Annotated in this window: 23 protein-coding genes and 1 pseudogene; 14 read left to right on the top strand and 10 right to left on the bottom strand. The window is 64.6% G+C overall.

Annotation, left to right across the window (positions count from 1 at the left end):
* The first annotated feature begins 149 nt into the window (after nt 1-149).
* Complete coding sequence (locus B0G69_RS24040) at nt 150-1,223, top strand: TAXI family TRAP transporter solute-binding subunit (protein ID WP_121321654.1); 1,074 nt, start codon at nt 150-152, stop codon at nt 1,221-1,223.
* A gap of 40 nt (nt 1,224-1,263) precedes the next feature.
* Here B0G69_RS24040 and B0G69_RS24035 read toward each other — a convergent pair whose 3' ends face one another.
* Nucleotides 1,264-2,703 carry a PLP-dependent aminotransferase family protein gene (locus B0G69_RS24035; RefSeq protein WP_121321652.1) on the bottom strand — a complete coding sequence of 480 codons (1,440 nt, stop codon included), beginning with the start codon at nt 2,701-2,703 and terminating at the stop codon, nt 1,264-1,266.
* A 116-nt stretch (nt 2,704-2,819) separates the two neighbouring features.
* Between B0G69_RS24035 and B0G69_RS24030 the strand changes: the two genes are divergently transcribed.
* From B0G69_RS24030 to B0G69_RS43005, 5 genes and pseudogenes are all read left to right on the top strand, one after another.
* Nucleotides 2,820-3,707, top strand: a complete 888-nt coding sequence (locus B0G69_RS24030) for a DMT family transporter (protein WP_121321650.1) — start codon at nt 2,820-2,822, stop codon at nt 3,705-3,707.
* 143 nt (nt 3,708-3,850) lie between these two features.
* The gene (locus B0G69_RS24025; RefSeq protein ID WP_121321648.1) at nt 3,851-4,771 is read left to right on the top strand and encodes a MurR/RpiR family transcriptional regulator; all 921 of its coding nucleotides are present in this window, start codon (nt 3,851-3,853) and stop codon (nt 4,769-4,771) included.
* Between the two features lie 186 nt (nt 4,772-4,957).
* The gene (locus B0G69_RS24020) at nt 4,958-5,578 is read left to right on the top strand and encodes a GNAT family N-acetyltransferase (RefSeq protein ID WP_121321646.1); all 621 of its coding nucleotides are present in this window, start codon (nt 4,958-4,960) and stop codon (nt 5,576-5,578) included.
* Nucleotides 5,579-5,623: 45 nt separating this feature from the next.
* A pseudogene (locus B0G69_RS24015) lies at nt 5,624-5,977 on the top strand (MerR family transcriptional regulator); the annotation flags it as partial.
* Nucleotides 5,910-6,197, top strand: a complete 288-nt coding sequence (locus tag B0G69_RS43005; protein WP_347232532.1) for a hypothetical protein — start codon at nt 5,910-5,912, stop codon at nt 6,195-6,197. The pseudogene B0G69_RS24015 and the gene B0G69_RS43005, both read left to right, overlap by 68 nt.
* Here the strand turns inward: B0G69_RS43005 and B0G69_RS24005 are convergent.
* A complete protein-coding gene (locus B0G69_RS24005; protein WP_121321644.1) occupies nt 6,172-6,726 on the bottom strand; it encodes a putative glycolipid-binding domain-containing protein in 555 nt (184 codons plus the stop codon). The two genes, B0G69_RS43005 and B0G69_RS24005, sit on opposite strands and share 26 nt — an antisense overlap.
* Nucleotides 6,727-7,034: 308 nt before the next feature.
* On the opposite strand from B0G69_RS24005, the gene B0G69_RS24000 reads away from it, so the two are divergent.
* The 3 genes from B0G69_RS24000 (at nt 7,035) to B0G69_RS42805 (ending at nt 9,069) form a co-directional block, all read left to right on the top strand.
* Nucleotides 7,035-7,970 carry an urea transporter gene (locus B0G69_RS24000; RefSeq protein ID WP_121321642.1) on the top strand — a complete coding sequence of 312 codons (936 nt, stop codon included), beginning with the start codon at nt 7,035-7,037 and terminating at the stop codon, nt 7,968-7,970.
* Between the two features lie 86 nt (nt 7,971-8,056).
* On the top strand, nt 8,057-8,833 hold the full coding sequence (locus B0G69_RS23995) for a class II aldolase/adducin family protein (protein ID WP_121321640.1): 777 nt from the start codon (nt 8,057-8,059) through the stop codon (nt 8,831-8,833).
* Nucleotides 8,779-9,069 (top strand): 4-oxalocrotonate tautomerase, encoded by a 291-nt coding sequence (locus B0G69_RS42805; RefSeq protein WP_277873560.1) that lies wholly within the window; start codon nt 8,779-8,781, stop codon nt 9,067-9,069. The genes B0G69_RS23995 and B0G69_RS42805 overlap by 55 nt, the downstream gene beginning before the upstream one ends.
* Nucleotides 9,070-9,247: 178 nt before the next feature.
* Here the strand turns inward: B0G69_RS42805 and B0G69_RS23985 are convergent, their stop codons facing one another.
* From B0G69_RS23985 to garD, 7 genes are all read right to left on the bottom strand, one after another.
* On the bottom strand, nt 9,248-10,483 hold the full coding sequence (locus B0G69_RS23985) for a porin (protein ID WP_121321636.1): 1,236 nt from the start codon (nt 10,481-10,483) through the stop codon (nt 9,248-9,250).
* A 78-nt stretch (nt 10,484-10,561) separates the two neighbouring features.
* Nucleotides 10,562-11,914, bottom strand: coding sequence for a TRAP transporter large permease (locus B0G69_RS23980; RefSeq protein ID WP_121321634.1), 1,353 nt, complete (start codon nt 11,912-11,914; stop codon nt 10,562-10,564).
* A gap of 7 nt (nt 11,915-11,921) precedes the next feature.
* Entirely contained in the window at nt 11,922-12,401 is a 480-nt protein-coding gene (locus tag B0G69_RS23975) for a TRAP transporter small permease (RefSeq protein WP_121321632.1), read from the bottom strand.
* A 151-nt stretch (nt 12,402-12,552) separates the two neighbouring features.
* Nucleotides 12,553-13,545 carry a TRAP transporter substrate-binding protein gene (locus B0G69_RS23970; protein ID WP_121321630.1) on the bottom strand — a complete coding sequence of 331 codons (993 nt, stop codon included), beginning with the start codon at nt 13,543-13,545 and terminating at the stop codon, nt 12,553-12,555.
* A gap of 588 nt (nt 13,546-14,133) precedes the next feature.
* A complete protein-coding gene (locus tag B0G69_RS23965) occupies nt 14,134-15,051 on the bottom strand; it encodes an SMP-30/gluconolactonase/LRE family protein (RefSeq protein WP_121323850.1) in 918 nt (305 codons plus the stop codon).
* A gap of 8 nt (nt 15,052-15,059) precedes the next feature.
* Nucleotides 15,060-15,902 carry an NAD(P)-dependent oxidoreductase gene (locus tag B0G69_RS23960; protein ID WP_121321628.1) on the bottom strand — a complete coding sequence of 281 codons (843 nt, stop codon included), beginning with the start codon at nt 15,900-15,902 and terminating at the stop codon, nt 15,060-15,062.
* 66 nt (nt 15,903-15,968) lie between these two features.
* On the bottom strand, nt 15,969-17,558 hold the full coding sequence (gene garD / locus B0G69_RS23955) for a galactarate dehydratase (RefSeq protein WP_121321626.1): 1,590 nt from the start codon (nt 17,556-17,558) through the stop codon (nt 15,969-15,971).
* Nucleotides 17,559-17,791: 233 nt separating this feature from the next.
* Between garD and kdgD the strand changes: the two genes are divergently transcribed.
* From kdgD to B0G69_RS23940, 3 genes are all read left to right on the top strand, one after another.
* The gene (kdgD, locus tag B0G69_RS23950; RefSeq protein ID WP_121321624.1) at nt 17,792-18,709 is read left to right on the top strand and encodes a 5-dehydro-4-deoxyglucarate dehydratase; all 918 of its coding nucleotides are present in this window, start codon (nt 17,792-17,794) and stop codon (nt 18,707-18,709) included.
* A 241-nt stretch (nt 18,710-18,950) separates the two neighbouring features.
* Nucleotides 18,951-20,327 carry an MFS transporter gene (locus B0G69_RS23945; RefSeq protein ID WP_347232530.1) on the top strand — a complete coding sequence of 459 codons (1,377 nt, stop codon included), beginning with the start codon at nt 18,951-18,953 and terminating at the stop codon, nt 20,325-20,327.
* A gap of 200 nt (nt 20,328-20,527) precedes the next feature.
* Nucleotides 20,528-21,271: a FadR/GntR family transcriptional regulator gene (locus B0G69_RS23940; RefSeq protein WP_121321620.1), complete on the top strand. Its 744-nt coding sequence runs from the start codon at nt 20,528-20,530 to the stop codon at nt 21,269-21,271.
* A gap of 122 nt (nt 21,272-21,393) precedes the next feature.
* On the opposite strand, the gene B0G69_RS23935 is transcribed toward B0G69_RS23940, so the two are convergent.
* A complete protein-coding gene (locus tag B0G69_RS23935; RefSeq protein ID WP_121321618.1) occupies nt 21,394-22,977 on the bottom strand; it encodes an aldehyde dehydrogenase (NADP(+)) in 1,584 nt (527 codons plus the stop codon).
* Between the two features lie 222 nt (nt 22,978-23,199).
* Between B0G69_RS23935 and garL the strand changes: the two genes are divergently transcribed.
* Together garL and B0G69_RS23925 are read left to right on the top strand one after the other, a co-directional pair.
* Nucleotides 23,200-24,000 (top strand): 2-dehydro-3-deoxyglucarate aldolase, encoded by an 801-nt coding sequence (garL, locus tag B0G69_RS23930; RefSeq protein ID WP_121321616.1) that lies wholly within the window; start codon nt 23,200-23,202, stop codon nt 23,998-24,000.
* A gap of 41 nt (nt 24,001-24,041) precedes the next feature.
* Nucleotides 24,042-24,956: a 2-hydroxy-3-oxopropionate reductase gene (locus B0G69_RS23925; protein ID WP_121321614.1), complete on the top strand. Its 915-nt coding sequence runs from the start codon at nt 24,042-24,044 to the stop codon at nt 24,954-24,956.
* Nucleotides 24,957-25,125 lie beyond the last annotated feature (169 nt).

Genomic DNA, 25,125 nt, shown 5'->3' with positions numbered 1-25,125 from the left:
GAGCGCACACATTAATGCGTGCGCTCTGAGCGGCAACAGACGGACGCGGCCATCGAGGCGCGTCGAACATGACATGGCAACCGGCTCTCTTGCGCTTCACGCGCACTGACGCGCGAGGCTGTACAACCTGACCGATAGGTGAATAGACCATGCTGAAGAGACTTCTCGCGGGATGGCTGGGGCTGGCGCTGATCCTGGTATGTTCACTCGCTGGCGCAGAACCGGCGCACTACAAGATCGTCACCGGGCCCGAGCGCGGCACCTATATCCAGATCGGCCAGGATCTGTCGAAATGGGTCGCTCAACCGGTCGGCATCGACCTCGACGTGGTGGCGTCGAAGGGCTCCGCGGAGAACGTGCAGCGCATGCGCTTCGAGCCCGGCGTCAAACTCGCGCTGGTGCAGTCCGATGTGTACCAGGCCTACATCGACATGGCGAACGCGGGCAACTCCGACGCGGGCACGACGATCCGGCCGCTGCGGCTCATCATGCCGCTCTACGACGAGGAAATTAACGTCGTGGTGCGCGCAGATTCGCCGCTGAAAACCCTCGCCGACATCAAGGACAAGACCATCAGCGTCGGCTTGCTGGGCAGCGGCACGGCCCAAACGGCCACGACGCTCTACCACTTGATGTTCGGCCAGCCGATTCCCGCACAGAACGTCCAGCACCTGAGCAACGAGGACGCGCTCGCCGCGCTGATTGTGAAGAAGGTGGACGTCGCGATCATCGTGGTCGGGCAGCCGGCCAAGCTGTTCAACGACATGAACCCGGAGCTGCTGCAACAGATCCGCCTCTTGCGGGTCGATCCCGCCGCGCCCGAAACCGCGCGCGCCAGGCAGACCTACTTCCCCACCACGATCCGCACGGCCAGCTACCCGACCTGGTTGAAGGAAGACGTCCCCGCGCTGACCGTCAAGGCCTTTCTCGTCACTTACGACTATGGCCTGCGCGATACCGTCGGCAATCTGAACCGCTTCGCCGACTCGCTATGCGCGAATTTCGACACACTGCAGGAGCACGGCCATCCCAAATGGAAGCAGGTGAAGCTCGAATTGCCGCCCCTCGTGCGCGGCTGGAAATATTACGGGCCGGTCGAAAAGCATCTGCGCGCGTGCCTGACGAACAGGAGCGCCGCGATGAACGCGGCCGCCACGCAAGCGGCGCAGAAACCTCGCTCGACCTGCACGGATCAGGAGCGCCTGCTTCTTTTGTGCAAATAGCTTCGCCCGAAGGGCGAATAGCTTCGCGGGATGCGCGCGTTCAGGCGCGCTCCCGCTCCCTTCCTCCTGTCACGGCCGACGCTTCCATCGCCCGTTGCAACGCCTCGTACACTTTCGGGCGATTGCATTGCGAGACGTTAAAGCGCAGAAAGCCCGCCGCCGATTGCGACGCGCTGAACACGTTGCCCGGTGCGAACACGACGTTGTCGGCGAGCGCATGACGCGCGACGTCGGCGGCATCGAGCGAATCCGGCAAACGGGCCCACACGAAGATGCCGCCGCGCGGCCGGGTCCAGATATCGAGGCCCGCATAGCCGAGCCGCCTGACGGTCTCGCCCATCGCGTCGGCGAGCTTCGCGCGCATCGACTCCAGATGCCGTCGGTAGGTGCCGCCCACCAGCATGCGATGCACGACGCTCGCCGCGAGCTGGCCGTTGCCGAACGTCGTCGCCAGCTTCAGGTCGATCAGCGGCTCGATCCATTCGGCGCGCGCGGCGACGTAGCCGCAGCGCACCGCCGCGGACAGGGTCTTCGAAAAACTGCCGATCGACACCACCCGCGCGAGCCCGTCGAACGCCGCAAGACGCGGCGCGGGTTCGTCCTCGAGGTCGGCGAAGATATCGTCCTCGACGATCAGCAGATCGTGCTCACCCGCGAGCTTCAACAGCCGATGCGCGACAGCCGGCGCGAGCGTCGCGCCGGTGGGATTGTGGATCGCAGAGTTGGTTACATAGAGCCGCGGACGGTGCTCGATCAGTGCCCGTTCGAACGCCGCCAGATCGGGCCCGCAAGGCGTGTACGGCACGCTCACGATGCGGGCGCGATGGGCGCGCAGCAAGGCCTGAAAGTTGAAATAGCACGGATCGTCGATCAGCACGGTGTCGCCCGGTTCGAGCAGGAAGCGGCACACCAGATCGAGCGCGTGTGTGCCGCCGTCGGTCAGCACGATCTGCTCGGGCGGCGCATCCACGCCGTGCTGCGAGAGCCGCCACGCGAGTTGCTGGCGCAGCGCGGGCAGACCGGCCGGGCATGCGTAGTCGGCGAGCACGGACTGCGGATCGCGCGCCACCGCGCGTAGCGCGCGGCGCACGCCGTCTTCCGGCAGCCACGCGGCCGGCACCCAGCCGCAGCCAGGTTTCAGCACCTTCGGCCCCGCCTCCAGCGACTGCCGCGTGAGCCACAGCGGATCGACCTCGCGATCCAGACGCGGCCCGAGATCGGCGAGCGCGAACGGCGGCGCATGGCCCGACACGAAAAATCCGGAGCCTCGCCGCGCGACGATCACGCCTTGCGCGACCAGCCTGTCGTAGGCTTCCACGACGGTCGACTTCGATACCCCGAGTGTCTCGGTCATCGCGCGGATAGAGGCCACGCGCGCGCCCGGCATCAGCGAGCGGCTCGCGATGCGCTCGCGCAAACTGTCCATCACCGCGCCGACACGCGTGCCCGACGCGCCCCGGCTGCTCTCACGTTCCACCATCTGTACTGCTCCATGTTCGGTACAGTTTGTACGAATTGTACTGATCTGTAGCTTACCTTTTTCGGCGGAAAGCGGGATCCTATGCGTTCTATTTCGTGGGCATATGGACTCTTCCGATGGACAAGACGACGAACGGCTGGCTCAGTGGTCTCGCAGGCGTACTGATTTTCAGCGGCTCGCTGCCCGCCACGCGGCTTGCCGTGCAAGGCCTCGACCCGGTGTTTCTGACCGTCGCCCGCGCGACGATCGCCGGCACGCTCGGGCTGTTGCTGTTGCTGGTGTTTCGTGAGACGCGCCCCGCGCGCCGCGATCTGCTTCCGCTCGTCGTGGTCGCACTCGGCGTCGTGGTCGGCTTTCCGCTGCTGACGGCGCTCGCGCTGCGCCACGTCAGTGCCGCGCACGCGGTCGTGTTCGTCGGCCTGCTGCCGCTCGCCACCGCGATCTTCGCCGTGCTGCGCGGCGGGGAGCGTCCGCAACCGGCGTTCTGGCTGTTCTCGGCGCTCGGCAGCAGCGCGGTGGTCGCGTTCGCGATGCGCCACGGCATCGACGCATCGCCCATCGGCGATGCGCTCATGCTGGGCGCCATCGTCGTATGCGGCCTGGGCTATGCCGAAGGCGCGCGTCTGTCGCGGCATCTCGGCGGCTGGCAGGTGATTTCGTGGGCGCTGGTGCTGTCGCTGCCGCTGATGCTGCCGCTCGCCTGGTGGACCCGGCCCGCTTCGTTCGAGGGTGTCAGCCACGCCGCGTTCTGGGGACTCGCGTATGTGTCGCTTTTCAGCATGCTGATCGGTTTCGTGTTCTGGTATCGCGGGCTCGCGCTTGGCGGTATCGCAGCGGTCGGCCAGTTGCAACTTCTCCAGCCGTTCTTCGGGCTGCTGCTGGCCGGGCTGCTGCTGCACGAACAGGTGCCCCCCGCGATGATTCTGGTCACGGTCGTAGTGGTGGCGTGCGTCGCGGGTGCGCGGCGTTTCTCGCGAGCCGCGCCGGTGCGGCCGGCGGTTTGAACCGCGGGTCGGTTAGGGCCGCAGTCGTGACGGCGCTCACGGTCACGGCCGTGGCCCCTCCTTTTCAGGATCGAACGAAGCGAACCGCCGGTTGAATATGTCATCATCCCGATGATCGATCCACCACCGAGCCGCGACTCACGATGCCGACCGCCTTCGCTCAAACCGTCGAAGCCCGCTTTGCCGAACTCACGCCGACTTCCAAACGCGTCGCCAGCTACATGCTGGCGAACCTCGACCGGCTCGGCCTCGAAACCGCCGATCAGATCGCCCAGCAAGCCGGCACGAGCGGCATTTCGGTCGGCCGCTTTCTGCGCAGCGTCGGCTACCAGAACCTCGACGACCTGAAGCGCGAATTGCGCGGCGCGCAGGAGCGTCCATGGCTCATCACCGACCGGCTCGACGCGTTCCGCCGAAGCGGCAGCCAAAGCAGCCCAGGCGGGCAAAGCGAATTAACCGGCCAGGCCCCGCCCGACGCCGCCGCTGCCAGCGCGCATCATGCCGCGCTTGCCCATTCGCTCGAACTCGAGATCGGCGCGATCCAGCATGTCTACCAGCTCGCGCAAACGCCTGTGTTCGCTCGCGTCGCGGAGCGCATTTCGAACGCCGACGCTGTGTACATCCTCGGCATTCAATCCACGCGCGGCATCAGCAACGCGTTCTACAGCTACCTCGAATACATTCGGCCGCGCGTGTTCTATTCCGATGGCCTGTCCGGTTCATACGTCGATTCGCTGAACTCGGAATTCGAGTCGCCGTATCTGGTCGTCACCGACACCCGCGCTTATTCGAAGGTCGCGCGCCGCTATTGCGAAGCCGCCAGCCGCCGCGGCCTGCCGTTCGCGCTCGTCACCGATATTTACTGTCCGTGGGCGCGCGATTTCGACGGCGATCTGTTGCAGGTGAAGACCGATGTCGGCCAGTTCTGGGACTCGCTCGCGCCGCTCACCTGCCTGTTCAATCTGCTGATTTCGGCGATCGTAGAACGGCTCGGCGCGGGAATCGACGAACGTGTGGCCCGCAACCGTCAACTGCAAAGCGAATTCGATCAGTTCGATCTGTGAGGCGCGCGCGTTGCCCCGACCGGCAACAATAAGAGCGAATTCAGAGCGAATTCGCCGTGCGTTTGCCGCGATCCCCCACCACTCCCCCACCACATATCGCGCCGATTTTTGACCTGCTTCAAATCGGCGAGCACGGCGAGCATAGTAAGCGTTTCAGCGCTTTTACCGGCTACGACAGGAACACGTATGAGCACGACCCGCACGGCACCATCACGATCACCGTCGACGGACACACGCAGCGCCCCGTCGATCCGCGACGCCACCGAAGCCGATCTCCCCGCGATTCAGGCGATCTACGCACATCACGTTCTGAGCGGCGTCGCGTCGTTCGAAGAAACCCCGCCTTCCGTCGATGACCTGCGCACGCGGCTCGCATCCGTGCGCGCTCACGGGCTGCCGTACATGGTCGCCGAGATCGACGGCGAGGTCGCGGGCTATTGCTACGCGACACCGTACCGGCCGCGCGCCGCGTATCGCAACACCATCGAAGATTCGATCTACGTGAGCGACGCCTATCGCGGGCGCGGCCTCGGACGCGTGTTGCTGCAGGCGCTGATCGAACGCTGCGAAAGCGGACCGTGGCGCCAGATGGTCGCCGTGATCGCCGATAACGGCAGCGGCGGTTCATTGTCGCTGCACACACAGTTGGGCTTCGAACTGACCGGCACGTTGAAGGCCGTGGGCTTCAAGCACGGCCGCTGGATCGACACGACGCTGATGCAACGCACGCTGGGACGCGGCGACTCCACGATGCCTGATGATGCAACGAAAGAGACCGCCGGCGGAGCAATCAGCCGACGCGACTGAAGCACGCGCTGCTAGCGCGCAAGGCAGCCGCGTCAAAATCGCCGCATGCTCAAGAAGCCGCCTCCCGTTACGCCCGCGCCTGCCGGTTCCCCCAAACCGGCGAGCGCCACGCCGCGCAACGAATACATCGTCGACGAACTCGCGCGCGTCACCGACACCACCGTGCGCAACGTGTGCGCCTATCAGGACCGCGGCCTACTCGCGCCGCCGGAGAAGCGCGGCCGCGTCGGCGTGTATGACGACACGCACGTGTCGCGTCTCAAGCTGATCAATCACCTGCTCGCGCGCGGCTACACGCTCGCGAACATCCAGGACTTGATCATGGCGGTCGATGAAGGCCACGACCTGCGCTCCATCCTCGGTCTCGAAACCGCAATCGGCGGATGCTGGTCGCGCGAGCGGCCTGCTCGAACGCGACGGCCTCTCGTTCGTGCTATCGCTCGGCCTGAAGGGCTGGCTCGGGGCGTACGAACGCAGCGAAATCGATGCGGGCCACTGGGTCATTCTGCGTGAGCCCGCGCGCATCGCGGCCTGCATCGAAGGCTTCGTCAGCCGCGATCGAACGGAACATGTCGGCCCGGTCGCGGCGCCGCTCAACGCGCGCGCGGCAGGCGCGTGAATAGCGTCGGATAGTCGATCACGAGGCCGTCCTGGTCCACCTGCATGGTCGCGGTGAAGTTGCGGAAGATACCTTCGTAGCGATACTCGCGATTCAGGCCGACGCACGAATACGCCTGCTCGACGCGCGTGACCTGCAGATCCGGCGTCGAGATATAGGCGACCGAAATCGGTTGACGCTCGCCTTCGGCCAGTTGCAACCGGCGGATCGGCAGCGTGTTGGTGAACGGCGTGGCCGCGATATCGATGTCGATACAGCCTTCGATCCCGCTCAATACGAGGCCATGACCGTCGCGCCAATGGCCCGCGCCGTCGCCGTACAGTTCCAGTTCGCCACCGCCGACGATCTTCAGCCACGCATGGCGCGTGCGCCATTGCGCGTCGCAGCGCACCGTGTAGTGCAGCCCGTACGCGCGGCCGTAGCGCTGGCCGACCACCACGCTCTCCACCGCGAAGCCGTCATCGTGTACGTCGAACGTCAGATGTTCGATGCCGTGTCCCTCTTCCGAGGCCCACCGTAGTTCACGCATCAGCCTATCTCCTCGCGAAAGCGGCGCGGCCTGCGCGCCGGGCTCATATCGTAGCGCGAATGCCGGCTAGCGGGTCACCGACGAGTGTTCGTCGGGCACATGTGCGGCCCGCCAAATAGCCACTATCAACGCGCGACGATGCCCGCGTGCGCACAGCTGGCCTATGCTCGCGGTTCGCAGTAGCCAGCGCCGGCTCGCTTCGTTGCGGCCGAACCTGCGTGCGCGAGCCGTGCTCACCTTGCAAGCTCGCGCGGGGAGCGTCATCGACATTGCGACATTCCGACATTCAATCGAACCACCGTCAATCCATGCACGCCGCCGCGACCGACGCGCCCTCCGCCTTGCGCACGCTGTTGCGCAGTGTCGGCCAGATCGTGCTGCAACCAAATGCGTTCACGGGCGCGTGCCTCATCGCCGCGTGGTGGGTGGCCGGGCCGCGCCTTGCGTGCGCGGCGCTGATGGGCGCGGTCGCGGCCAACGTGAGCGCCATGCTGGCCGGCTATCACGACGACGACACCCGCGCCGGACTGCACGGCTTCAACGGCGCGCTGGCAGGACTCGCCGCCTTCAGCTTCATCCGCGACGCCGCGACTGCAACCGCCGTCGCGATTCTCGCCGCGACGGCCACTGCGTGGCTCGCGGGACCGTGGTCGCGCTGGCTGCGCGCGCGTGGACTGCGTTGCCTGTCGAGCCCGTTTCTGATCGTGACATGGTGCTGGCTGCCTATGATCACGAGCGGCGCGCAGCCTGTGAGCCCGGCCTCGTTGCATCCGCCAGGCTTCGCCCAATGGAGTGGCGGCGTACTCGCCAGCTTCGCGCAAACCGGCTTTGCGTCGGGCGCATTAGCGGGTTCGCTGGCGTTGACCGGAATCGCCGCGGCATCGCGCCGGCATGCACTATCGGCGCTAGGGGGTGCGACACTCGCGAGCACCGCGCATCTTCTGCTCGGCGCAACCCCACACTCGTTCGACGCCGGCCTGTTAGGATTCAACGGCGCGCTCACCGCACTTGCGCTCGTCGATAGCGGTGTCGTGCCAATGCTCGGCGGCGTGGCCGTTTCGATCGTGCTGCAAGCCGCGGCCGCCCGCTTCGGCTGGCCGGCGATGACCGCGCCCTTCGTACTCGCGACGTGGTGCGTGCAATGGCTCAGGCATCGCGGCACGCGCGGCGCTGCCGCAGACGAATCGGTGGAATGTACTGAAAGCGCTCAACCGGTCACGACGCCGGTCACTCGCACGAATTGACAGGCGGCGGCCGCATTGCGCGCAGGTCGGCACGCGCCGACGACAAGCGGCGTTGCACCGACACGAGGCAACCTCAGGAGACAGTCATGTCGTTCACCCACACCCCGACCGGCCACGTGGCCGACTCCGGCCCGCTTTCCGACGCGGAACGCCAGACCCGCATCGACCTGGCCGCCGCCTATCGCCTCGCGGCACTCAACGGCTGGGACGATCTGATCTACACGCATATCTCGGCGAGCGTGCCGGACGAACCCGGCCACTTCCTGATCAACCCGTTCGGTCTCGCGTTCGACGAAGTGCGCGCGTCGAACCTCGTGAAGATCGATATTGCCGGCAACATCGTGGGCACCAGCGAATACGCCGTGAACGCAACCGGCTTCGCGCTGCACGCCGCCGTCCACGCGGCGCGCGCCGACGCGTTCTGCGTCATGCATCTGCACAACACGGCGGGAGTCGCGGTTTCCGCGCAACCGGCCGGCCTGCTGCCCGCCTCGCAACACGCGCTGCGGTTTTACGGCCAGCTCGCGTACCACGACTACGAAGGCCTCGCGTTCACACCGGCCGAAGGCGAGCGTCTCGTCGCGAATCTCGCCGACAAGCCCGCCATGCTGCTGCGCAATCACGGCACACTGACGGCCGGACGCACGGTCGCCGAAGCCTACGTGCTGATGGCCACGCTGCTGAAGGCCTGTGAGATTCAACTGCAGGCGCAGGCCTGCGGCACGGCGCTCGTCATCCCGGACGACGCGCTCGCCGCACGCACGGCGGCACAACTGTATGACGGCGGCGCAATCGAAGGCGCGCTCGAATGGCCTGCGCTGCTGCGCAAACTCGACCGGCTCGATCGCAGCTATCGCGACTGAAACCGCGCCACGCTCATCTCAATCTCATTGCTCAACGGAGTCATGCCATGCCCACGTTTCACATCGAACTCTTCGAAGGCCGCTCGCTGGAACAGAAACGCCAGTTTGTCGAAGCGATCACCAAAGCGACTTGCGACTCGCTCGGCGTCGAACCGAATTCGGTGGACATCATCCTCACCGACGTGAAGCGCGAAAACTGGGCAACCGGGGGACGTTTGTGGGCAGACGCCGAATAGCGGCATTAGAGACGTTCTTGCGGCCGAACGCGCTGGCGGGACCAACGCGCGCGAGGCCGAAAAGGCCCCGCACCGCCGAAAAGTTACGCGCATTGCGCGCGTAACTGTTGTTGTTCAACAACGCGTTTCTTCAACGCGTTGCCGTGGCGGCCTGAAAAACGCCGCCACTACCACCCGATCAGAACTTGTGGATGATGCCCATGCCGACGGCAACCTGGCTGCGCGACGACGACGGCGAAGGGTTCTGACCGTCGCCGATGCTTGCCGTTGCGTCGATGATCGTGCGGCCGTTGCCTGCAAGCGTCTGGCCGTTAGCACGCTGATACGCTTCCAGCGCATACAGGCCGGTACGCTTGGACAGGCTGTAGTACTGCGACAGGTTGAACTGGTTGTAGCTAGCCGTGTTCGAAATGCCATTCGACGACGTCGCACGGGTGTAGCTATAGCCAGCGGCCAGGTCCAGCGCCGTGATCGGCTTCCAGTGCAACACTGCGCCGCCCGTATTCCAGATTTGCGTGTCGTGGAAGAACGAGTTCGTACCCGCAGCGTATTGAACGTTCGAGTAAGCGAACGAAACGTCCCACTGCGAGTTGAACGCCCAGCCGCCCGTCACTGCAATACGCTGCTGCTTGGCTGCCGTCTGGAAGCCGTTGTTGATAGCCGAGTTGGCCGGCGCCGCCGGGCTGGAGCTGGAGTTGATCGTCGTGGAGTTAGCACCCCAGAGGCCGCCGCTCGACGCCCCGTTGTCGATACGCTGGATACCTGCAGCGATACCGAACGGCCCGTTCAGGTACTGGACCGCCGCGCTCCAGGTCTGACCGGCGCTGAAGCTGCCCGGCGTGCCGCCCAGCGAGTACGAACCGCTGACCGTCAGGCCGCGCATGCTCGGCGACGTATAGACCAGCGAGTTGTTGACGCGATACACCGTATCCAGCGAGTCGATATCGCCCGGGTGTGCGCCGTATGCACCGGTCAGCCACGTGGTCGGGCTGTACGGCGACAGCAGCGTGTAGTACGACGTGTACTGGCGACCAGCCGTCAGCGTACCGAACGTGCCATTCGTCACGCCCACCCATGCCTGACGGTTGAACGCCAGACCCGACACGCTTTGTGCGCCGGTTGCGCTGTTAAAGCCTTGCTCCAACTGGAAAATCGCCTTCGTACCGCCACCCAGATCTTCCGCGCCCTTCAGGCCGAAACGGCTGCCAGCCCAGATGCCGTTGATCATCTTGACTTGCGAGTGGCCGCCCGGGGACGGTCGCGCGGAGGCTGCGCCTGATGTCGGGCTCAGCGTCGTCGAGCTGTTCTGATAGCCGATACCCGTATCGACGATACCGTACAGCGTCACGTTGCTTTGTGCATGCGCGCCGAGGGCGACCAACCCGATGGCCGAACCAACCAGTGCCTTTTTCATTTCTACTCCTGTTAAAAATTCTATTTTTTTGCGGCCTTGTGCGAGCGCCGCTGAGTGTGGGTTTATACGTTTTTTGAATCAGAACACCGGGTGTCCGTTAATCAGACTTGGCAACCACGTCGAGAACCACGGCACATACGTCACGATGTTGATCGCGCTGAAGATAGCCAGGTAATACGGCCACGCCACCTTAGTGGTTTCCCCGATCGACACATTGCCAATTGCACACCCAATGAATTGCACCGAACCGATCGGCGGGTGCACGAGACCCAATGCGCAGTTCAGCAGAATCATGATGCCGAACTGCACGGGTCCCACGCCGTTGTGCATCGCCATCGGCAGGAACAGCGGCGTCGTGATCAGGATGTGCGCCGCCATGTCGACGAACGTGCCGAGAAAAACCTGGATCACGTTGATGTACAGCAACATCAGCCAGGGCAGCGTCGTCGCGCCGTCGAGCATGCGTTCGATCGCGTCCGGAATCTCCAGGAAGGCCATCTGGAACCGCAGCATGTTCGACACGCCGATCAGCAGCAGCACCACGCCCGTCGTCTTGGCCGCTTTCGACAGTGCATGACCCAGCTTGCTCAGCGTCATCGTGCGGTACACGACGAGCGTCAGGATCAGCGAGTACGCCACGGCAATCGCCGCCGCTTCCGTCGCGGTGGCGATGCCGCGCGCCACGCAGAACAGAATGATCGCAATGACCATCAGACCCGGCACCGCGCCGATGAACGTACGCGCCACCGCCATCCAGCCCGGGAAGCGCTGCACGCCGGTCGAGCCGTCGGGACGGCGCGGATAGCCGAACTTGACCGCTTGCCAGTACGCGGCGATCAGCACGAGGCCCATCACCCACAACACCGGCAGCAACCCGGAGAACAGCAGATCGCCGATCGACACGCCGCTCATCTTCACGCCGTTCAAGGTGCCGGTAATGCCCTGCGCCGCGAACGCGTAGATGATCATATTGGTCGAGGTGGGCATCAGCGCGCCTGCCAGCGACGAGTGCGTCGTGACGTTGACCGCATACGCCGCGCTGTAGCCTTCGCGCTTCATCAGCGGGATCACCACGCCGCCCATGGCGGACGTGTCCGCCGTCGGCGAACCCGACACGCCGCCGAACAGCGTGCACGCGACCACGTTGGCCATGCCCAGGCCGCCGCGGAAATGCCCCACCGTGGCCTGCGCGAACCGCAGGATCCGGTCCGCGATGCCACCGTGCAACATCAACTCGCCGGAGAAGATGAAGAACGGGACCGCGAGGAACGAGAACGCGTTCATGCCCGAGATCATCGACTGCATGGCGGTGGCCGCCGGCAGCCCCTCATACAGATACGTCAGGACGCACGAGAGTCCCAACGCGAACGACACAGGAACCCCAAGAAAGAGGAAGACGAGAAAACTGATCGAAAGAAGGGCGAGTTCCATGATTGTTCTATTTGTGTTTCTTTTCGAAGAGAGCCAGCAGATGCTCGAACGAGAACAGTGCGATGCAGATGCTGGCAACGACCGGAATGCAGTACCGCAGTGCTTCTGGCAAACCGAGAATCGGAATCCGGTCTTCCCTCGTGGTGATCGCCATCTCCAGACAACCGAAGAAAACCGCGACGGCAAACGCGATCAGGCAAACATGCTGAATCCCCGTTGCAATCGTGCGGCCTTTCTCCGACAACTTGTTGACCAATGAGTCGAGGCCGATATGGCCGCGTTCGCGCACCTTGAGCGCGGCGCCGAACATGGCGATCACGATTACCAGCAGCAGCGCGATGGGCTCGACGAAATCGGGTGCGTCGCTAAAGACATAGCGCATCACGACGCTATAAATCACCAGCAGACACAGCGCGGCCAGACTTGCCGAGGCCACGACAGTCAGCACGCGAAAGAGAAAATCATTTGGGCGTTTCAAGAAACTCATTGACCCCGTCCTTGCTCACGACAGATCTGTCTTTAATATTTGCATCTGTGTTCGATTGCGCCGGCTCAGCACGCCGCGCGCGGCGGAAAAGCCCGCAGAACTTCCTGCAAGCTGTTTCCGCCGCTATCGCCGCCCGACCGGCACGCGAACCTTATTTGATTGCCTGGATCTCGTCGACGAGCTGCTTCATCTGCGGGGTCTTTTCATACTTCGCCCACACCGGCTGCATGGCCTTCACGAAAGCCGCACGGTCGACCTGCGACGAAGCGACGATCGTCGCGCCACCCTTGGTGACCGTCTTGCTCGCATCGGCTTCGCGCGCGGTCCACAGCTTCTGGTAGTAAGGCACCGAATCAGCCGCGGCCTTCTTGATGATCTGCTGTTGTTGCGGCGTCAGCGTGTCCCAGACCTTCTTCGAGAACACGAGCACTTCCGGCGTCATCGAATGCTGGGTTTCGGAAAACACCGGCGCGACTTCGAAGTGCTTGGTTTCTTCGTACGACGGGATGTTGTTTTCCGCGGCATCCACCAGACCCGTCTTCAGGCCCGTGTACACCTCGGCGAACGGCATCGGCGTGGGCGTGCCGCCCATCGCGCGGATTTCGTCGACCATCAGATCGGACGGCTGCACGCGCACCTTCAGGCCCTTCATGTCGGCCGGCGAATGGATCGCCTTCTTCGTGTAGATCGAACGCGCGCCGCTCTCGTAGAACGTCAGCGCGATCATGCCCTTCGCCGAGAAGGCGTCGAGAATCTTCTGGCCTTCCGGGCCGTACATCACTTTGCGGAAATGGTCGATGTCGCGGAACAGGAACGGCAGCGACGGGATCATCGATTCAGGAACGATTTCGTTGAACGCGGCACCGTTGGCGCGCGCCATGTCGAGCGCGCCGATGCGCACCTGATCGATCGTGTCGTTTTCGGAACCCAGCGCGCTGTTGCCGAAGACCTTCACGGAATCCTTGCCGCCGGTCGCCTTGCTGATTTCCTCGCCCATGTACTTCACGGCCATGTTGGTCGGGTACGTATCGCCATGCACGTCTGAAACGCGGAACGTGCGCGCTTCTGCCGACGCGGCGCTGAACGCCAGCGCCGCGGCTGCGACGATCATCGACACACGGGAAGAGACAAACTTCTTGTTCATCGTGACATTCCTTGAAAAATAGACCATCCAATCGATTGCGGATGCGACATGGTTTGCTGCGTCTCCTGGCTCGACACTCACCGCCCCTTGCGGGTAGCGAGCGGGTTGCCGTACTGGTCTGCGCAACATCCCCGGCACAGATACCCAGCACTCCTGTCAGACAACTTGCTTCTTTTACTTCGATTACTTCGGCGCGACTCACGTGTGCGGAAACGTGTACGGAACCGCCTTGCCATCCCCTTGCTATCCCAATATTCAAGAAAGGAATCTGTTTGGGCTTATACGTTGTACGACGACATACGAAGTCTATAAAACACGTTTTGAGTTGTACAGACGGTATTTACCCGCAGCATTGACAGGCTCGGTACGGATGACCTACTGGGGCCCCGGGCGAGAGGCCGTGCTAGCGAGAGGAGAAATGGGGAGGGAAGGACGGGCGCTGGGACGCCCGGCTTTTTGTTCAGAAATCCGCGCCGAACCGTGGTCTCTACGCCACATTGTTGTACGACGAGTGATGATCAGAGGGAAGTTGGATGACTGACGCCGGGCAGAATCGCGTGCCGGCGCCAGTTTTCGCGCAGGTTCAGCTTACAGTTCGCCCGCAAATTCAGGCTCGGGCAGCCCGGTGACGCCGGGACGCACGGCGAACACATGACCGTCGTGCTCGCTCGCGCCGGCTCCCGGATGAATCGAGGTCACGAATAGCGTGTCCAGCTTGCTGCCGCCGAACGCGCACATGGCTGGCTTGGTCGGCGGCACGGGCACCTGACGGTCGAGCTTACCCTCCGGCGTGAAGCGCAGCAGCAGCCCCGCGTCGTTCGCGCAGATCCAGTAGCAGCCGTCTGCATCCACCGCCGCGCCGTCGGGGCGGCCCGCATGGTGATGCAGATCGGCGAACACGCGCCGGTTGCGCGGCTCGCCCGACTCGATGTCGTAATCAAACGCCCAGATCAGCCGGTGCAGCGGATGCGAGTCGGACAGATACATGGTCTTGCCGTCCGGCGACCAGCCGAGGCCGTTCTGCGTGATCAGCGAATCGACGACCGGCGCGGACAGCACCCCGTTCACGTCGAACCGATACAGCGCGCCGGCCGGATTGGCCGCCGCCATGTCCATCACCATCGTGCCGGACCAGAAGCGGCCCTGGCGGTCGCAACGGCCGTCGTTAAAGCGCATGCCGTCGGCGCCGAATTCCGGCGCGGCGAGCTTGCGCACCGATGCCGCGACCGGTTCGCTGCCGCAAGCCTGCGCCGCCTCGGGCAACGTCACCGCGAAGAGCCCCGTCTCGCAGCCGGCCAGCACCGTGCCGCGACGGTCGAATGCGATACAGGCGACCTTCTCAGGCAACAGCCATTCGGCGCGCCGGCCCGAATCGACCTGCAGCCGCACGATCTTCTGCGCCGGGATGTCCACCCAGTAAAGCGCCTGCTCCGCCGCGCGCCACACCGGGCTTTCGCCCACCGAGGCGCGCCCTGCCGCGTCGAGCCGCTCGACGGGCGCATTCATCGTGACGCTCACCGTTTCGGCTCCATCGGGCCCGCCAGCACGAACGGGCCGCCCTGGAAGCGCTGGGTCGGATCGTCGAACTGCGTGTCCGGGGCGCTGGCCGGGAACAGATGCTCGAATTGCGCCGAGCTGTCCTGCGCACGGAAGCCGAGGAACGCGGCCTTCTTGTTGTCCACCCACGAGATGCGGTTGTCCGACACACCATAGATGACCGCGTGGCCGACGCGGTTCGTGAACAGCGAGCAGCGCACCAGTTCGATGAAGTCGCGATAGCTCAGATACGTGACGAGCATGCGCGGGTTGCGCGGCTGCTCGAACGACGAGCCGATCCGCAGACACACCGTCTCCAGACCGAAGCGGTCGAAGTAGTAGCGCGACAGCGATTCGCCGAAGCACTTGGTCACGCCGTACAGGGTGTCGGGGCGCAGCGGCGCGTCGGTATCGACCACCGAGGTCACCGGATGGAAGCCCACCGCATGGTTCGAGCTCGCATAGATGATGCGCTTCAGGCCCTGCTTCTGCGCCGCCGAGTACAGGTTGTACAGACCGCGGATATTGGCTTCGAGCAGATCTTCGAACGGCGCTTCGACGGAAATGCCGCCGAGATGGACCACCGCGTCCACGCCTTCGAGCAGCGCGTGCACCGCTGCTGCGTCGGCGAGGTCGACGACGGACGCTTCTTCATGGTCCGCCACTTCGCCGAGCGGCGCGATGTCGGACACGCGCACGACGTCGGCCCACGCGGCGAGCGCGCCGCGCAATTGCTTGCCGAGGTTGCCGGCGGCGCCCGTCAGGAGCAGACGGTGGAAAGGTTTCTGTGCCGGGGAGCGGTCAAGGTTCGAGTCGGTCATGTCTTTCTGTTGATGGGATTGCGATCGGGTCAGCCTGGAGGCGCAAACACGCCGCGCCGCCGGAAATCAGGTCACCGGCGCCGGGTTGAACAGCGTCAACGCGTTGTGCAGCTTGAGCTTTTCGGCGCAGGTCTCTTTGCGCCCGCTGGCGACGTCGAGCATCAGGCGGAACAGTTCCCAGCCCACATCTTCGATCGTCGCCGCGCCGGTCGCGATCGTGCCGGCGTTGACGTCCATCAGGTCATGCCAGCGGCGCGCGAGGTCCGAGCGCGTCGCGACCTTGATCACGGGCACTTCCGCGAGGCTGTACGGGGTGCCGCGGCCGGTGGTGAAGACGTGCAGGTTGATGCCCGCGGCGACCTGCAGCGTGCCGCAGATGAAATCGCTCGCGGGTGTGGCGGCGTAGATCAGCCCTTTCTGACGAACCTTCTCGCCGGGCGACAACACGCCGGAGATCGCCGAGTTGCCCGACTTGATGATCGAGCCCATCGCCTTTTCGACGATGTTCGACAGGCCGCCCTTCTTGTTGCCGGGCGTGGTGTTGGCGCTGCGGTCCGCGCCGCCGCGTTTGAGGTAATCGTCATACCACTGCATTTCGCGGATGATCGCCGCGGCGACGTCCGCGTTGGCCGCGCGCGCCGTCAACTGATCGACGCCGTCGCGCACTTCGGTGACTTCGGAGAACATCACGGTCGCGCCGGCCCGCACCAGCAGGTCGGTCGCGAAGCCTACGGCCGGGTTCGCCGTCAGGCCGGAGAACGCGTCGCTGCCGCCGCATTGCACGCCGATCACGAGATCGGAGGCGGGGCAGGTTTCGCGGCGGCGGTTGTTCAGGCGCTTCAGATGACCGTCGGCCATGCGCATGATCGAGTCGATCATCGACTGGAAGCCGACGTGCGATTCGTCCTGCAACACCACCACGTCGCCATTCGCTTCAGCTTCGACATCGCCGATGTCCGCGACTTCGGCGACATTCGCAGCCGCCGCGATCGGAATCGTGCCGGGCGGCATCAGGCGCTCGGGCTGCAGCTTCTCGCAGCCGAGGCTGACCATCATCACCTCGCCGCCGAAATTCGGGTTCAGCGCGATGTTGCGCACGGTGCGGATCGGCACCATCGCATCGGGCGCGTCGATCGCAACGCCGCAGCCGTAGGTGTGGCCGAGGCTCACCACGTCGTCGACATTTGGGTAGTTCGGCAGCAGTTCGGCCTTGATGCGCGTGACCGCATGCTGGACCACATCGGCCACGCATTGCACGGTAGTCGTGATCGCGAGGATGTTGCGCGAGCCGACCGAGCCGTCCGCGTTGCGGTAGCCCTCGAACGTATAGCCCTCGAGCGCCGGCATCTCCGGCGCCTTGATCGTGGCGATCGGCAAATCTTCGAGTCCCGGCGGGCTCGGCATGCGGATCACGTGTTCGTTGATCCAGCTGCCCTTGGGCAGTGCCTTGAGCGCGTAGCCGATCACCACGTTATAGCGTATGACCTCGTCGCCCTCGGCCAGATCGGCGAGCGCGACCTTGTGCCCTTGCGGCACGCGCTCGCGCAGCGTCAGCCCATCGGGGAAAACGGCGCCCTCACCCAGGCCGCCGTCGTTGACGACGATCGCGACATTGTCGTTGGGGTGAACGCGAATGTAGAGCGGAGATTGTTCCATTGCATCGATCCTTATGGCGCTTTTGGCACGATCGCCTGCTACGCCAGCTATTCATACGTCATCCTACAACATGAAAGTTTGCGTGGACGTTCCGTATTTACCCTATAGCGTGCATTATGCCGTGAAAACCCCGTTGAGTTACCCGTTTTCTTGTTGTACGATGACGTATAAGAAATCTCCATTTCGACTGAACGACTACCCATCGACTCAAAACTGGCACCTGGATATTCATCATGACGACACCGCAGGAACTCAAGCAGATCGTTTCGGAAGGCCTTCTCTCCTTCCCCGTTACCGACTTTGACGCACAAGGCGAATTCCGCGCCGACACGTACGCAGAACGCCTCGAATGGCTCGCGCCGTACGGCGCATCGGCACTGTTCGTCGCCGGCGGCACGGGCGAATTCTTCTCGCTGACGCATAAGGACTACTCGAACGTGGTGCGCACCGCAGCCGAAGTCTGCAAAGGCAAGGTACCGATCCTGGCCGGTGCCGGTGGCCCGACGCGCGTCGCGATCGACTACGCGAAGGAAGCCGAGCGCCATGGCGCGAACGGCATTCTGCTGATGCCGCATTACCTGACGGAAGCTTGCCAGGAAGGCATCGCGGCGCACGCGGAAGAAGTCTGCAAGGCCGTGCCGAACATGGGCGTGATCATTTACAACCGTGCGAACTCGAAGCTCAACGCCGACATGCTCGAAGGCCTGGCGGAACGCTGCCCGAACCTGATCGGCTTCAAGGACGGCGTGGGCGAGATCGAAAACATGGTGACGATTCGCCGCCGTCTGGGCGAGCGCTTCTCGTACCTCGGCGGCCTGCCGACCGCTGAAGTCTACGCCGCGGCCTACAAGGCGCTCGGCGTGCCGGTGTACTCGTCGGCGGTGTTCAACTTCATTCCGAAGACCGCGATGGACTTCTACCGCGCGATCGCCGCTGACGACCACGCAACGGTCGGCAAGCTGATCGACGAATTCTTCCTGCCGTACCTGAAGATCCGCAACCGTCGCGCAGGCTACGCGGTCAGCATCGTCAAGGCTGGCGCGAAGCTGGTCGGCCACGACGCAGGCCCGGTCCGCGCACCGCTGACCGACCTGACCGAAGAAGAAATGGCGCAACTCGACGCGCTGATCAAGAAGCTCGGACCGCAGTAATGCAGTTGGCGTAACAGTGGAATAGAGATCCGGCGGCCGTGTGGACACGGCCGCGTGAACGGCTTTTAACCACGAGCGCCCGGGACGGCAACGTCGCCGGGCGTTTTTGTACCGCGGCACCACGGCACCGGCTTCGCGCGACACCTCAGGCGTACCCGTGCCGCCCGGCCTTCCGTAGCCGGACCGATTGGCCGGCATCACGACGGCTGGTTACACCAAACCCCCAGGGAGCCCTGCTCCCCTGCAAAAAATTCAGGAGATGACCATGGAGATGAGCCGCACGGCGAATCCCGCCGACGCCACCACGCGTACCAAAGTGCGCTATGCGATCCTGCTGCTGATCTTTCTGATCACCACGCTCAATTACGCAGACCGCGCGACGCTCTCGGTGACCGGCTCCGCGATGCGCACCGAGTTCGGCTTCGACGCGATCCGCATGGGCTACATTTTCTCCGCGTTCAGTTGGGCGTACGTGCTCTCGCAACTGCCGGCCGGCTGGCTGCTGGACCGCTTCGGCGCACGGCGCGTGTACGCGGCGAGCATCTTCCTGTGGTCGCTCTTCACCCTGCTGCAAAGTTCGATCGGTCTGCTCGGCAGCGCGGGCGCCGCTGTCGTCGCGCTGTTCGCGCTGCGTTTCGCGATGGGCGCGGCGGAATCGCCGGCGTTCCCGGCCAACGCGAAAGTGGTGGCCAGCTGGTTCCCGACCAACGAACGCGGCACTGCCTCGGCCATTTTCAACGCGGCGCAATACTTCGCCGCGGTGGTGTTCACGCCGCTGATGGCGTGGCTCACCCACGCGTTCGGCTGGCAGGCCGTTTATGTCGTGATGGGTGCGCTCGGGCTCGCGCTCGCCCTCACCTGGCTGAAGGTGATGAAGAACCCCGCGGACCACCCGCGCGTGTCGCGCGCCGAATTGGAGTACATCCAGCAAGGCGGCGGTGTCGTGACCGGGCACAAGAAAACAACGCGCGCCGACAGGATCGAACATACCGGCGGCTGGTCACTCGTGCGTCAACTGCTCGGCACCCGCATGCTGCTCGGCGTCTATCTGGCGCAGTACTGCATCAACGTGCTGACGTACTTCTTCCTGACCTGGTTTCCGATCTACCTCGTGCAGGCGCGCGGCATGACGATCCTGCACGCGGGACTCGTGGCGTCGCTGCCGGCGATCTGCGGCTTCTCGGGTGGCGTGCTCGGCGGCGTGCTGTCGGACGGCTTGATCCGGCGCGGCCACTCGCTGACGGTGGCGCGCAAGGTGCCCATCGTCGGCGGCATGCTGCTGTCGGTGAGCATCATCGGCTGCAACTATGTGTCGACCGACTGGATCGTGGTCGCGCTGATGTCGCTCGCGTTCTTCGGCAAAGGCATCGGCGCGCTCGGCTGGGCGGTGGTCGCCGATACCTCGCCGAAGGAAGCGCTCGGCCTGTCGGGCGCGATCTTCAACATGTTCGGCAACGTTGCGGGCATCGTCACGCCGATCGTGATCGGCTACCTCGTCGCGCGCACCGGCTCGTTCAACGGCGCGCTGGTGTTCGTCGGTGCGAACGCGCTGCTCACGGTGTTCAGCTACCTCGTGATCGTCAAGGACATCAAGCGCGTCGAACTGCGCGAGGCCTAACCCCGCGCCAGCGGTTATCGTACTTCCGGGCGCCTCGCGCGAGCACCACGGCTGCTTCGCGAGGCGCTTTCGGCACGCGTCGACGCCCCTCGGGCGCCGGCGCTGAAAATGAACCGGCGTTTTTATAAGCAGTCGTCAGACGACGGTATAATGAACCTGCAGAGCGTATCTGCAACTATCTGATTCAAGGGGCGTTCTCGATGGCTACTCCACTGGCATCCGCGGCACCGCCACGACGCGCTCGCAATCTTGCCGAGTTCGTCGTGAACTACGTCACCGAGCAGATCGCGACTAACGCGCTCAAGCCCGGCGACAAACTGCCGACCGAATCACAGCTGATGGTCACGCTGAGCGTGAGCCGCACCGTGATCCGCGAAGCAATTTCACGTCTGCAGGCAGGCAAGATCATCGAGACGCGGCACGGTATCGGCAGTTTCGTGCTGGAGCCGCAGCGCGAAAAGCTGGGCATCGACATGGTGCCGGCCACCACGCTGCGCGACGTGCTGTCCATTCTCGAGCTGCGTATCAGCCTCGAGACGGAGTGCGCCGGTCTCGCCGCGCAACGCGCGAAGACGGACGACCTCGCGCGCATGCGCGCCGCGCTCGATGCGATCGAAGCGACTCGCCACAACGGGCTCGATAGCGTCGACGCCGACCTGCAGTTTCATATCTCGGTCGCGCGCGCCACGGGTAACCGCTATTTCGTCGACATCCTCACGCAAATGGGCAGCGCGCTGATTCCGCGCAACCGGCTCGACTCGGCCGGCATTGCGCGCGCGGAACCGGACGCGTATCTGTCGCTCGTCAACCTCGAACACGAAAGCATTCTCGAAGCGATCTCGCGGCACGATGCGGAAGGCGCGCGCGCGGCAATGCGCATGCATCTGTCGAATAGCCGTGAACGGTTGCGGCGCGCGAACGAGGTGAGCGAGGCGAACAGCTGATCTACCAGGCTGCGCGCAAAGGAAAAATGGCCGGGATGTCCCGGCCATTTTTTTATCCTGCTTCGCTTTTATCTCACGCTCGCGGCCCGCTCACTTGCAGGCCACGAGAGCGAGGTCAATCTTTAGCCGCGCGTGATTTCGCCGTCGCGACGACGCCACAGGTCGAGCGGATTGCCGTCGGCCAGCGCCTGCGGCAGCAGATCCGCCGGGAAGTCCTGGTAGCAGACCGGGCGCAGGAAGCGCTCGATCGACGTCGTGCCGACCGACGTCGCGCGGCTGTCCGACGTCGCCGGGAACGGGCCGCCGTGCACCATCGCGTGCGACACCTCGACGCCCGTCGGGTAACCGTTGACCAGTATCCGCCCTGCCTTGCGCTCGAGAATCGGCACCAGCTTCTTCGCGGCGGCGATGTCGGCGCTGTCCATCTGCAGCGTCGCGGTCAGCTGGCCGGCGAAGTGCTCGGCCACCTTCAGCATTTCCTGCTCGTCCTTGCAACGCACGATGGTCGACACCGGGCCGAACACTTCGTCTTCCAGCGCCGGGTTGGCGAGGAAAGTCTGCGCATCGGTCACGAACAGCGCCGCGCGAGCCTGCGTCGGGCCGCTTGCGTCGACACCGCGCGCCACTGCCTCGACGCCCCTGGTCGCCGCCAGCTTGCTTTCGCCGTCCTGATAAGCGGCGTGAATGCCCGCGGTCAGCATGGTTTGAGCCGGCTTGCCGCTCAGTGCTTCCGACGCCGTCGCGACGAAGCCCTTCAGCGCGTCGCTGTCGAGAACGATCGCGAGACCCGGGTTGGTACAGAACTGACCCGCGCCGAGCACGAGCGAATCGACGAAACCGCGCGCGATGCTGTCGCCGCGTTGCGCCAGCGCGTTCGGCAGAATGAACACGGGGTTGATGCTGCTCATCTCCGCGTAGACCGGAATCGGCTCGGCACGCGCCGCGGCGACGCGCATCAGCGACGTGCCGCCCGCGCGCGAGCCGGTGAAGCCGACCGCCTTGATCGCCGGATGCGCGACCAGCGCTTCACCGACCAGATTGCCCGCGCCGACGATCATCGAGAACACGCCTTCAGGCAGGTCCATTTCCTGCGCGACGCGCTGGATCACACGGCCGACCATTTCCGACGTGCCGAGGTGTGCGCGGTGCGCCTTCACGACGACCGGGCAACCGGCCGCGAGCGCTGCCGCCGTATCGCCGCCCGCCACCGAGAACGCGAGGGGGAAGTTGCTGGCGCCGAACACCGCGACCGGGCCGAGCGCGATCTTCTGCATACGCAGATCCGAGCGCGGCAGCGGCTTGCGCTCCGGCAGCGGCGAGTCGAGCGTCGCGGCGAGCCATTGGCCGGCGCGCACGACTTGTGCGAACAGCTTGAGCTGGCCGGTGGTACGGCCGCGCTCGCCTTCGAGACGCGCCTTCGGCAGACCCGACTCCTGGTGCGCGCGCTCGATCAGCGCATCGCCCAGCGCCGTGATGCCGTCGGCGATGCGCTCGAGAAACTCGGCGCGCACCGTCAGCGGCAACGCCCGGTACGGGTCGAACGCCTGTTGCGCCAGTTCGCACGCGCGCTCAACCTGAGCGACGCCGCCGCTGCCGAAAACCGGCTCGGCGATCTCGGACCCCGTGGCGGGATTGACCGCGTGCAATGGTTGTTCCTCGCCGCGCACTGCCTGGCGGCCGATCAGCATTTCGCCGGTAATAGACATTTTCGCTTTCCTTAAGTGAAGGCCTTAGATATAAGTCATCCTACAACATGAGAGGCCTACCGCGCAACCTGAAACGCCTGTCCGGCGGGGAATTCGGGTTTACGTGGCGGTTACAACCCATGGGGTCAATGCTACTCTGAGAGCAAGACATACGACGACTTATAACACCTCGCATAGCCGTCGTCGGACTCGCCCGATCCATTGCCGTTCGAGGAGATACCCATGCCGTCTGTCACGCCCTACGAGGCCTTACCCAATCGCTTCCGGCGCGCGGTTTGCGCCGGTGAAACCCAGATCGGCTGCTGGGCGTCGCTCGCCAGTCCGGTCGTCACGGAACTGCTGGGCGGCATCGGTTTCGACTGGATGCTGCTCGACGCCGAGCACGCGCCCAACGACGTGCTCACGCTGATCCCCCAGCTGATGTCGCTCAAGGACAGCGCCAGCGCGCCGGTTGTGCGGCCGCCGGCCAACGACAGCGTGTTCATCAAGCGGCTGCTGGACAGCGGCTTCTCCAACTTCCTCGTGCCCTTCATCGAAAGTGCCGACGACGCGGCCCGCGCGGTCGCCGCGACGCGCTATCCGCCCCAGGGCATTCGCGGCGTGTCGATGAGCCATCGCGGCAACCGTTATGCGGCCGTGCCCGACTACTTCGACATCGCCAACGACAACGTCTGCGTGATCGTACAGATCGAGAGCCGCAAGGCCGTCGACGCGATCGACGAGATCCTCGCGGTGGACGGCGTCGACGCGGTGTTCGTCGGCCCGTCCGACCTCGCGGCCGGCTACGGCCGCCTCGGCAACGCCAGCCATCCGGACGTGCAACAGGCGATCGCGCACGTTTTCGAGCGCGCGCAGGCGGCCGGCAAATCGAGCGGCATTCTCGCACCGGTGCAGGCCGACGCGGAACGCTATCTGTCGCTGGGCTGCCGCATCATTGCGGTGTGCGCGGACATGGGCATGTTGAAAAACGCCGCACAGACGGTTCAGAAACACTTCATGCAGAAACCGGCGGGCCAGGCCTGAACCCCGGCGCCAAGCCAGACACGGGCAGCGGCACGGCCGCCATGACATCTTCGGAGCATTCCATGCAAAAAGCAGGCTTTATCGGACTCGGCATCATGGGCAAGCCCATGGCCGCCAACCTTCTCAAGAATGGCGTCGCGCTGGCCGCGTTCACGCGCAGCGGTGTGCCCGACGAACTCACCCAGGCTGGCGCGATCGCGTGCGACAGCCCCGCCGCGGTCGCCGCGCAGGCCGACGTGATCTTCATCATGGTGCCGGACACGCCGGACGTCGAACGCGTGCTGTTCGGCGACGAGGGCGTGGCCAGCGCCTTGCGCGCGGGACAAACGGTGGTCGACATGAGCTCGATCTCGCCGATGGCCACCCGCGAATTCGCCGCGCGCGTGCGCGAGCGCGGCGCGGACTATCTGGACGCGCCGGTGTCGGGCGGCGAGGTCGGCGCCAAGGCCGGCTCGCTGACCATCATGGTGGGCGGCGAAACCGCGACCTTCGACAGCGTCAAGCCGCTCTTCGACATGATGGGCAAGAACGTCACGCTGATCGGCGCGGTCGGCGCGGGTCAGGTGTGCAAGGTGGCCAATCAGGTGATCGTCGCCGCAACGATCGAAGCGGTCGGCGAGGCGCTGCTGCTCGCGTCGAAGGCCGGCGTCGATCCTGCGCGCGTGCGCGAAGCGCTGATGGGTGGCTTCGCGTCGTCGCGCATTCTCGAAGTGCACGGCGAGCGCATGACCAAACGCAGCTTCGATCCGGGCTTCCGCATCGAACTGCATCAGAAGGACCTGAACCTCGCGCTGTCGACCGCGCAGGCGCTCGGCGTATCGCTGCCGAACACCGCCACCTGCCAGGCGCTGTTCAATGCGTGCGTCGCGCATGGCGGCAAGGCGTGGGACCACTCCGCGATGGTGCGCGCGCTCGAAGTGCTCGCCAATCACGAAATCGGCCAACAGCCCGCTTAATACCGCACGTTCCTGCGCGCCGTTCCGTCGGCTCCATGCAGATGGCGCCGTGGAACGGCGGGCGCTCACCCTCGTGCGTGTGAGTCCATGGCCGTTGTCGTCCGCTCTTTACAAATGTTAAGGATCACTACCGGTCGTGATTCTTGCTGTGGCAAAACGATACCGGCGA

Source organism: Paraburkholderia sp. RAU2J (genome assembly GCF_003634845.1).
Classification (GTDB): Bacteria; Pseudomonadota; Gammaproteobacteria; order Burkholderiales; family Burkholderiaceae; genus Paraburkholderia; species Paraburkholderia fynbosensis.
This window is presented reverse-complemented; position numbering and strand designations above follow the sequence as displayed.